Origin of the sequence: Mesorhizobium sp. M4A.F.Ca.ET.020.02.1.1 (assembly GCF_004022645.1) — a bacterium.
GTDB lineage: Bacteria > Pseudomonadota > Alphaproteobacteria > Rhizobiales > Rhizobiaceae > Mesorhizobium.
Window position 1 is genome coordinate 1 of record NZ_RZOI01001027.1, and the last position, 1,611, is coordinate 1,611.

Here is a 1,611-nt window from a genome sequence, read left to right on the forward strand (position 1 = left end):
CGTCCGCCGCCCCAGTGCCGCGCGGACCGACGCCGTGATCCGGCGAAGCTCCGCCTCATCCAGTTTCTCGATGTTTTCGGCCAGGAGATTGGCGAGCTCGGTGGCGGCGGGCGTCAGGCCAGACGTGTCGATCCGGACCCGCGGGTGCGAGGCTTCGGCGAGGCGCGCGAGTTCCTCGGCATCGTCCCAGATGACGTTGAAATAGCCGATGATCTTCTGGATCAGCGTCCAGGTCGGCGCGCCGCGGCGGCCATGTTCAAGCGCCGACAGGTAGGCGGCGCTGACGCCGATCGCCTCGGCCATCGCCTTCTGGCTGAGGCCGCGCTCGGCGCGCAGCGCGCGCAGCTTCTCGCCGAACGGGGTCATGCCAGCGCTCTCATGCGCGTGTCTTCATGTGCGGGTCCGGCGCAAGCGGACATAGAGCGCGCCGGAACCGCCATGGTTGCGCGCGGCATGGTCGTGGCTGGAGACCAGCGGCCGGAAGGCGGGCGTCGACAGCCAGGCGGGAACCGAACGCCGCAGCACGCCGTCGCCGCCGGACGAGGAGCCCTTGCCGGTGATGACCAGCACATAGCGGATGCCGCCGGCATGCGCCCGGTGCAGGAATGAAAACAGCAGCGAATAGGCCTCGTCCTGGGTCATGCCGTGCAGGTCGACGCGGCCTTCGATCGGCAGCCGGCCCTTCGCAAGCTTGTTCAGCGTCTGGTCGTCCAGCGCATGCGAGACATGCTGCGTCCTGGGCTTTGCCGCGACAGCCGGAGCGCCGTTGACGGGGATAGGCGCCGGCGCCGGTTTCGGCTCGACGCTGAAATCGGGGACGTCGACGGCGGCCTTGCCCTTGAGCGGCTTGGCGGTGCGCGCCACCAGGTTCCACAGGACGCGATCGTCCTCGCTCAGCCGGTCGATGCGGCGGGTCATGGCAATGGCCTCGAAACGAGCTGGCGCGGGATCAGCGCATAAAAATCGGCGGCGTTGCGGACGACGCCGGCGATCTCGCCGGCGGCGGCGCCGCTGCCCGCAAAGAGGTCACCCCGCGCCGGGCCGGTGATGGCCGAGCCGGTGTCCTGCGCGATCATCAGCCGCCGGAACGGCCCGTCGCCGAAAGCGGCGAGCGTCGGCGCGTCGATATAAAAGGGCGTGCCGAATGTGTGCAGCAGCCGGTCGACGGCAACCGAACGGCCTGGCGTCAGCGGCACCTTGGCGGCGGCGATCGGGCCGAGCGCCGCATCGTCGACCGCCGCCTCGCGGAAGAAGATATAGGAGCGGTTCTGCCAGAGGATCTCGTCGACGCGATCCGGGTGCGCCCTGAACCAGGCCCGGATCGACTGCATCGTCACCTTGGCCAGCGGGATTTCGCCCAACTCGCTCAGGACCTTGCCGGGCCCGGTGAAGCGCTGGCCGGACTTGGCGGCATAGGTAACGCGGCAGAGCCGACCGTCGGTCATCTTCAGCCGCGCCGCGCCCTGGACATGGATGAAGAAGGCGTCGACCTTGTCGGCGAGCCAGGCGATCTCCAGCCCCTTGCCGGCGAGCGCGCCGCGCTCGATGGCGCCGCGGTCGAAATATTCGGCCAATCCGTCCGGCGCCGGGCGCGCGAAAGCGAGATAGGGA

3 protein-coding genes are annotated in these 1,611 nt (G+C 69.5%); all 3 read right to left on the reverse strand.

All coding sequences use genetic code 11. From position 1 onward, the window contains the following. On the reverse strand, window positions 1–366 hold a 366-nt coding region (locus EN742_RS34425), incomplete at its 3' end, for a helix-turn-helix transcriptional regulator (RefSeq protein WP_126057313.1). A 24-nt stretch (window positions 367–390) separates the two neighbouring features. Further along, window positions 391–918: a Smr/MutS family protein gene (locus EN742_RS34430; protein WP_126057314.1), complete on the reverse strand. Its 528-nt coding sequence runs from the start codon at window positions 916–918 to the stop codon at window positions 391–393. After that, on the reverse strand, window positions 915–1,611 hold a 697-nt coding region (locus EN742_RS34435; protein WP_189375724.1), incomplete at its 5' end, for an MltA domain-containing protein. The genes EN742_RS34435 and EN742_RS34430, both read right to left, overlap by 4 nt.